General features: G+C 66.9%; 3 protein-coding genes, 1 tRNA gene and 1 pseudogene. 2 read left to right on the top strand and 3 right to left on the bottom strand.

The genetic code is table 11. The features are described 5' to 3' along the window. Positions 1 to 355 (top strand): annotated as a pseudogene (locus tag HMPREF3115_RS17365) (aminotransferase class III-fold pyridoxal phosphate-dependent enzyme); the annotation flags it as partial. A gap of 17 nt (positions 356 to 372) precedes the next feature. Here HMPREF3115_RS17365 and cysC read toward each other — a convergent pair. From cysC to HMPREF3115_RS17350, 3 genes are all read right to left on the bottom strand, one after another. Beyond that, positions 373 to 912: an adenylyl-sulfate kinase gene (gene cysC, locus HMPREF3115_RS17360; protein ID WP_006410767.1), complete on the bottom strand. Its 540-nt coding sequence runs from the start codon at positions 910 to 912 to the stop codon at positions 373 to 375. A gap of 245 nt (positions 913 to 1,157) precedes the next feature. Beyond that, a tRNA-Val gene (locus HMPREF3115_RS17355) sits at positions 1,158 to 1,232 on the bottom strand. A 161-nt stretch (positions 1,233 to 1,393) separates the two neighbouring features. Next, positions 1,394 to 2,296 (bottom strand): LysR family transcriptional regulator, encoded by a 903-nt coding sequence (locus HMPREF3115_RS17350; protein WP_006410780.1) that lies wholly within the window; start codon positions 2,294 to 2,296, stop codon positions 1,394 to 1,396. 212 nt (positions 2,297 to 2,508) lie between these two features. Between HMPREF3115_RS17350 and HMPREF3115_RS17345 the strand changes: the two genes are divergently transcribed. After that, positions 2,509 to 3,927, top strand: a 1,419-nt coding sequence (locus HMPREF3115_RS17345) for an acyl-CoA dehydrogenase family protein (RefSeq protein ID WP_070555345.1), incomplete at its 3' end; no start/stop codon positions are given.

Below are 3,927 nucleotides of genomic sequence, written 5' to 3'. Positions count from 1 at the left end.
CGACGAGGGCATCGTCGAGCGCGTGAAGCGGCATACGGGGCCGTATTTTCAGCGTCGGCTGCGCGAGGCGCTCGCCGACCATCCGATCGTCGGCGAGATCGCAGGCGCGGGGCTCGTCGCCGGCGTCCAGCTCGCGCGCGATCGAGAACGGCGCGTGCGGTTCGACGCCGCGATCGACGTCGGCACGATCTGCCGCGACTTCTGCTTCAACGGCAACCTGATCATGCGCGCGACCGGTGACCGCATGCTGCTGTCGCCGCCGCTCGTGATTCGCGACGACGAGATCGATGCGCTCGTCGACAGCGCGAAGCGGGCATTCGATGCGACGGCGGAGCGGGTGCGGCGGAGCGCGTGAGCGTTGCGTCGGCGCCGTTACGCGCGCGCGAAACGCTGTTCTTCGAACGCTATGATGCGGGCGACGGAATCGGTGACGGTCAGCGCGCCGGTTTCGATCACGAGATCGGGTGAGACCGGCACTTCGTACGGATCGGAGATGCCTGTGAACTGCGGCGTCTGGCCCGTCGTCGCCTTTGCGTAGAGGCGCTTCGGATCGCGCGCGGAGCAGGTTGCGATGTCGGTTTTCAGATAGATTTCGACGAAGCGATCGTCGCCGACGATCTCTCGCGCGCGCTGGCGGTCGGCCGCATACGGCGAGATCAGCGCGACGACCGCGGTGATGCCCTGACTGTTCAGCAGCTTGGCGATTTCGGCGGTGCGCCGGCAGTTCTCGGAGCGGTCCTCGCGCCTGAAGCCCAGGTCAGGCGAGACGCCGGAGCGCAGTTCGTCGCCGTCGAGAATGCAGACCGGGATCCGGCGTTCACGAAGATGCGCGGCGACGCGTTGCGAGAGCGTCGATTTGCCGGCGCCGCTGAGGCCGGTGAGCCACAGGGTATGGGAGTGGTACGAGGTCATCGTGACTGGAATGGGGACGGCGCGGTAACCAGCGTCGATTCATGGATCGACATTGTTGGCGGCCGATTCTAATCGACCATTATCAATGAGGCATTACGAATTAGTTACGGTTCGTTACAACAACGTCCGCGTCGATCGGGAGCGGGGTAGACGAGCGCAGGGGGGCGATACCGCGGGCGGGGCGCGCGTGCGCGCCGCAAAAACGAAAAGGGCCTGCGTCGTGAAACGCAGGCCCTCGAATTCTTTGGTGGGCGGTACTGGGATCGAACCAGTGACCCCTGCCGTGTGAAGGCAGTGCTCTACCGCTGAGCTAACCGCCCAAAGAAGCTGAAATTATGTCAGAGCTTTTTGGGTTCGTAAAGCCCTTTCTGCAAATTTTTTTTGAGCGCATGCGCGGGGCAGGCCGAGGTCCGGCTGCGACGCTCGTTTTCGAACAGTTCCACACGCCGAACGCGCCGTCGCCACGCCGCGGCCGGCATCATCAGCGCGCGCGTGCCGGGAGCGCATCGATCGACGCGCGCACATATTCGGCGAAGCGCAGCGCGACCGGCTCCGCGCTGCCGCTGCGTTTCAGCTCGAGCGTGCGCGATTCGAGCGACGCGTCCTTCAGCGGCCGGAACGCGAGCCGCTCGCTGTTCGCCTGCTGCAGTACGCGCGGCACGAGCGCAATGCCCATGCCGAACTCGATCATCGACAGGATCGTCTGCCACAGCCGCGCCTCGTGGCGAATCACCGGGCTGAACCCGGCGTTCACGCACTGCGCGATGATCAGATCGTGATAGTGCGGTGCGGCGTCGCGCGGAAACAGGATGAACGGTTCCGCGGCGAGTGCCGCGAGCGCGATCTTTCTGCGCCGCGCGAACGGATGTGCGGCCGGCAGGCAGCAGACGAACGGCTCCGCATAGACGGGCGCCGATTCGACCTCGGGCGGAAAGCGGCCCCAGTGTGCATAGCCGAGGTCGATCTGGCCGCGCTGCACGGCCTGCACTTGCGCCTGCGTGTTCATCTCGCTCAGGACGATCTCGACGCCGGGGTAATCGGCCTCGAAGCGACGTACCGCATCGGGCAGCCCGCGATAGAGCATAGAGTGGACGAAGCCGATCCGCAGCCGGCCCGCGAGACCGGATGCGGACCGCACCGTCAGCCGTTCCGCTTCGGCGGCCTGCAGCAGCAGCCGGCGCGCTTCGCCGAGCAGCACTTCGCCCGCGTTGGTCAGCGCGACGGCCTTGTTCGTGCGCGACAGCAGCTGCACGCCGAGCGTCTCCTCGAACTTGCGGATGTCGAAACTCAGCGCCGGCTGCGAGATGAACAGGCGCTTCGCCGCGCGTCCGAAATGCAGTTCCTCGGCGACCGCCACGAAGTAGCGCAACTGCCTCAGTTCCATCGTCTGTTCTCCTCGTCCGCGCGTCGATAAGCAATATCTATCGTACCGAATAAATCCTGTATTGGACGCTTATCGACCGCAGGCCTACGCTGTCCGAAACGCCTGATACGGCCGCGCCGCGATTGCCGGCCGAACAACCGCGCCGGGCAACCGCCCGGCACGAGACCGGCTCGCGCGACACGCCGCGACGCCGGCGCACATCGGAGACGCACATGAACGACACAGCGCACACGCCGGCCGCCGGCGCGTCCAATATCCCCGACAGCCGGGGCCTCAACTTCTTTTCCGTCGATCCCGATCTCGGCGCGTTGCTGAGGCTGCATCTCGGCGATGCGCACTACACCGAACTCGAACCGCAGCTTCGCGCGCTCGGCGCGCGCGTGTCGGGCGAACTCGATGAATGGGCATCGCGCGCGGATAAGCATCCGCCGGTGCTCGAGCATCGCAATCGGCGCGGCGAGGCCGTGCAGCGCATCGACAAGGATCCGGCGTACGTCGCGCTCGAACGCGTCGCGTATTCGGAGCTCGGGCTCGCGGCGCTCAGCCATCAGCCGGACGCCGCGCCGCCGCTCGTCAAGTACGCGCTGACCTTTCTGTTCGTGCAGGCGGAATTCGGACTGTGCTGCCCGGTCAGCATGACCGACTCGCTGACGCGCACGCTGCGCCGCTTCGGCGATCGTGAACTGGTGGCGCGCTATCTGCCGATGCTCGCGTCGCGCGACTTCGACACGCTGTACCAGGGCGCGATGTTCATGACGGAGCAGGCGGCCGGCTCGGACGTCGGCCGGATCGCGACGCGCGCCGCACGCGACACCGACGCGCACGGCGACACCGTGTGGCGGCTATACGGCGACAAATGGTTCTGCTCGAACGCGGACGCCGATCTCGCGATGGTGCTCGCGCGCCCCGACGGCGCGCCGGACGGCATTCACGGGCTCGCCTTGTTCCTGCTGCCTAAGACGCTAGCGGACGGCACGCGCAATCATTACCGGATCGTGCGGCTCAAGGACAAGCTCGGCAGCCGTTCGATGGCGAGCGGCGAGATCGTGCTCGACGGTGCGCATGCGTATCTGATCGGCGAAATCGGGCGCGGCTTTCACCAGATGGCGGACATGATCAACATGTCGCGACTGTCGAACGGCGTGCGCGCGGCCGGGCTGATGCGACGCGCGATGAACGAGGCGCTGCACGTGGCCGCGCATCGCGAAGCGTTCGGCCGCAAGCTGATCGACATGCCGCTGATGCAGCGTCAGCTGATGAAGATGCTGCTGCCGGCCGAGGCCGCGCGCACGATGTTCATGCAGATCGCGCTGCTGCTGCCGCAGGCCGATGCAGGCGACGAGCAGGCGGCGCGCTGCGTGCGGATCCTGACGCCGCTGATCAAGTTCCGCGCGTGTCGCGATGCGCGGCGCGTGACGGGCGATGCGATGGAAGTGCGCGGCGGCACCGGCTACATCGAGGAGTGGAGCGATGCGCGGCTCGTGCGCGACGCCCATCTCGGCTCGATCTGGGAAGGCACGAGCAATATCGTCGCGCTCGACGTCGCGCGTGCCGCGCGGCGCGAGCAGGCGCTCGACGCGTTGCGCACGTTCCTCGGCGACCGGCTCGGCGCGGCGCCGCTGCCGGACGCG

This window comes from Burkholderia sp. HMSC10F09 (genome assembly GCF_001806955.1).
Taxonomy (GTDB): domain Bacteria; phylum Pseudomonadota; class Gammaproteobacteria; order Burkholderiales; family Burkholderiaceae; genus Burkholderia; species Burkholderia multivorans.
This window is presented reverse-complemented; position numbering and strand designations above follow the sequence as displayed.

What these genes read in the sequence shown, in the direction of transcription:
- HMPREF3115_RS17350 (WP_006410780.1), bottom strand. Translation starts at nt 2,296, where the DNA reads ATGGAACTGAGGCAGTTGCGCTACTTCGTGGCGGTCGCCGAGGAACTG.
- cysC (WP_006410767.1), bottom strand. Translation starts at nt 912, where the DNA reads ATGACCTCGTACCACTCCCATACCCTGTGGCTCACCGGCCTCAGCGGC.